We start from the raw sequence: 3214 nt of genomic DNA on the forward strand, positions 1-3214 counted from the left end.
AGCAGCACACCTTTGGGAATGCGAGCACCCACCGCCGTAAAGCGCTCTGGCTTTTTGAGGAAGGTGACGACTTCTTGTAGCTCTTCTTTGGCTTCTTCGATGCCAGCCACGTCTTCAAACATGACGCCTGTCTTTGCCTCCATTTGGAAGCGGGCGCGGGACTTGCCAAAGCTCATCGCCTGTCCAGGTCCACCCGGAACGTTGCTGGAGCGCCGGAACAAAAAGAATAGTCCGCCAATCAGCAGCACTGGGAAGAGCAAGTTTCCTAGCAGACCCCAGATCGCACCGTCATTTCGCATCGGGTGAGAGTCCAGACTGATCTTCGAGTTTCTAAGACGAGAAACGAGCTCCGGTGCGTTTCCTGGCAAATCCACTCGCAGTCGTTGCAGGCGATTGTCCAATTCAGGGTCTACTGCTTCCACGATCGCGGTTCGTCCGCCATCATACAGATCCACACTGACCACTCGATTGGTGTCCAAATATTCCAAAAATCGCCCGTAGGTCATGCGAGTGCTTGCCGCATTCTTCCCTGTGTTTGCGGGTACGGAAGCCAACGACCCCTGCCATAGGAAAAACCCAATTACGAGGGCAGGTAGCGCCCACAGTAAAGCAGTTCTCCAAGAAAATTTCATAAATCAACGCCCTCTAGATACACGATTCAGTCTCCAATAGCGTGGAGGAAATGCCCACGATGCTGCTCACCCAACCCGCTTAAATGCAGTTTTCCTTAAAGGGTTTGTTCAGCAGCAGACTGCGTCGAACAGCCTGGCTGAGTTAGGAATGTTAATTAAATTTAACGTAATTATCAGGATCGGGGCAACCAACTTCGTGGAGGCGATCGCCCGTCGTGCAGAGGGCTGCGCCCAAACGCCTGTGCTATGGTCGGAATAGCTCCTGAGGGAGGACAAGTGCCGTGGTGAAACGAAGTCTGATCGGGTTGGGCGCAGCGATCGTGCTGAGTGCGAGTGCAGCCGTGGCGGCAGAGCTACCCATCGTAAAATCGGCAACGTTGGGGACGACTTTGAATGTTCCCTGGTCGAAGCCTGTCCAGGTTGTTGACCCGTTTGAGGGAACCTTTATCGCGGTATTTGACCGCAACTACTTTTTAAGTCAGTTTTTAGAGGAGACGACTCGCGTCGATGTGCTGAGCCTCTGGAGCCGCCCATCGATTCGGTTTTTAGTCGCCTCTCGCGATCGCGACTGCCGTGTTGGATACCGCTACAACGGTTCCCTTGGCGGTTTGAACTGCGTGGATTTGACTCAATCCAGAACCGTGATTGGTCTATTCGTCAAGGTGGGCGATCGCGTCGTCCGGCTCGATGGGCAGAACAGCACGTTTCAGGTGACTGAGGAATTAGCAAACTCGCTGAGAAACGCGCCTGACGGCAACGTCAATATTCGTCTAGTGACCGATCAAGGCGAAACAATCGACACTGAAATTGGCAAAGAAACGGTCAAAGCCTGGAAAACAGTATTTACGCTTTGACTTGTCGAGCGCGTCTCGACTGTGAAATCTGCATGCTCAACAGAATTACGGGCAGCAGTCCCACCAGGACGATCGCCAGTGCTGGAGCCGCCGCTTCTGCCAGTCGCTCATCGGACGCTAGATTGTACACGCGCACGGCGAGGGTATCGAAGTTAAACGGACGCACGATCAGCGTTGCAGGCAGCTCCTTCATCACGTCCACAAACACCAGCACCGCCGCTGTAAACAAACCGCTACCCAGCAGCGGCGCATGAATTCGCAGCAGCGTTTGGGTTGTGCCCAATCCTAAACTACGGGCAGCGTCGTCCAGACTTGGCTTAATGCCGACAAGGCTGGCGTCTATGCTATTGAACGACACCGCCAGAAATCGCACGAGGTACGCAAACACCAGCGCCATGATCGTGCCGCTCAGCAGCAGTCCGGTGGCAATGCCAAACGTTGATTTCATCCAGGCGTCGATCGCGTTGTCCAGACCCCCTAACGGAAACAGGGTTCCTACCGCAATCACGGAGCCAGGAACCGCATAGCCCAGCGCCGCCGTTTGCGTGGCGAGTCGCATGCCAAAATTTGGACGCAGCCGCCGCCCGTACGCCAGAATTACTGCAATTACCACCGCGATCGCCGCAGTCAGCAGGGCCAGAATCAAACTGTTGCTAGCAAACTCCCAGAGGCGATCGTTCGGATTAGCCGCGCTGGCAAAATCGTCAGAGCTATCGCTGGTTGTCGGAGACAGCATCATCTGCACCAGCAATCCGGCGGGCAGCAGTAGCCCCAGCACGATCGGCAACCCGCACACGATCCAGGCAGCGATCGCCCGTGCTCCCCGGAGGCGATGCGTCGGCAACTCCTGGTAGCGCTTTGGCTGGTAGTAGCGCGCCTGTCCCCGCGACCACTGCTCTAGCAGCACCAGCACCAAAACAAACCCCAGCAGGCACGCGGCCAACTGCGAGGCAGCCAGCCGCTCTCCCATACCAAACCAGGTGCGATAGATTCCGGTGGTGAACGTATCCACCGAGAAGAACTGCACCGTCGCATAGTCGTTCAGGGTTTCCATCAGCGCCAGCGACAACCCTGCCGCGATCGCCGGACGCGCGAGCGGCAGCGCTACCCTAAAGAAGCTGCGCCAGGGACCACAACCTAAACTGCGGCTGGCTTCCAGCGTACAAACCGATTGAGTTAGAAACGCCGATCGCGCGAGTAGGTAAACGTAGGGATACAGCACCAGCGTCAGCATCACCACCGCGCCCCCGAGCGATCGAACGTTGGGGAACCAGTAGTCGCTCACGCTCTCCCAACCAAAGGTGGTTCGCAGCGCTGTCTGCACGGGACCGTAGAATTCCAGTAGTTCCGTGTAGGTGTAAGCCAGGATGTAGGCGGGTGCCGCCAGCGGCAGCAGCAGCCCCCACTCAAGCAGGCCGCTGCCTGGAAAACGGCACATCGTCACCAGCCATGCTGTCCCAGTCCCAATCACCGTCACTCCCACCCCCACTCCTAGCATCAGCCAGAGTGAATTTGTGATGTAGGTCGGTAGCACCGTGCTAGCCAGGTGACTCCACACCTCTCCAGCATTTGCAAAGACGCTGCTGAGGACGGTCAGCACGGGGATTGCAAGCACTAGGGCGATCGCCGTCACAAGCGTAGTCCAGCCATTGGGAAGCCGGAGCGCTTCGGTGCGTTGGGCAATACGAGACGTCTGCATGAGAAACCGAAATGATTTTCAAAAATCAC

The 3214-nt window shown here is 56.6% G+C and carries 3 protein-coding genes; 1 reads left to right on the forward strand and 2 read right to left on the reverse strand.

The annotated features are described in order from the left end of the window. Positions 1 to 632: ATP-dependent metallopeptidase FtsH/Yme1/Tma family protein (locus tag H6F43_RS13995; RefSeq protein ID WP_190343351.1), on the reverse strand; the 632-nt coding region annotated here is incomplete at its 3' end. Between the two features lie 281 nt (positions 633 to 913). On the opposite strand from H6F43_RS13995, the gene H6F43_RS14000 reads away from it, so the two are divergent. Beyond that, positions 914 to 1486, forward strand: coding sequence for a hypothetical protein (locus H6F43_RS14000; RefSeq protein ID WP_190343352.1), 573 nt, complete (start codon positions 914 to 916; stop codon positions 1484 to 1486). On the opposite strand, the gene H6F43_RS14005 is transcribed toward H6F43_RS14000, so the two are convergent. Continuing rightward, entirely contained in the window at positions 1476 to 3185 is a 1710-nt protein-coding gene (locus H6F43_RS14005; protein WP_190343353.1) for an iron ABC transporter permease, read from the reverse strand. The genes H6F43_RS14000 and H6F43_RS14005 overlap by 11 nt on opposite strands. Positions 3186 to 3214 lie beyond the last annotated feature (29 nt).

The organism is Leptolyngbya sp. FACHB-36, assembly GCF_014695955.1.
Taxonomy (GTDB): domain Bacteria; phylum Cyanobacteriota; class Cyanobacteriia; order Leptolyngbyales; family Leptolyngbyaceae; genus FACHB-36.